Consider the following 245-nt stretch of genomic DNA (forward strand, 5'->3'; position numbering starts at 1 on the left):
GCTTCGCTTTTGAGGACATAGACATAGTAGGGCATAAGGGAGAATGGTGGAGCTGATGGGGATCGAACCCACGACCTCATGAATGCCATTCATGCGCTCTCCCAGCTGAGCTACAGCCCCACCTTGTATTTAGAGATGATTAATTTTGAGACGAGATCTTCTGACCCTCCGATTCCTTTAGGATGAACCCACGACCTGTCGATTCGACCGCTCTCCCAGCTGAGCTACAGCCCCAGGAGAACTAA

At 51.0% G+C, this 245-nt stretch carries 1 tRNA gene; it reads right to left on the minus strand.

Features of this window, described 5'->3' with window-relative positions:
- Window positions 1–44 precede the first annotated feature (44 nt).
- Window positions 45–120: transfer RNA gene (locus N3G78_10945), tRNA-Ala, on the minus strand.
- Window positions 121–245 lie beyond the last annotated feature (125 nt).

It is taken from the genome of Thermodesulfobacteriota bacterium (assembly GCA_026415035.1).
In the GTDB taxonomy this organism is placed as follows: Bacteria; Desulfobacterota; BSN033; order BSN033; family UBA1163; genus RBG-16-49-23.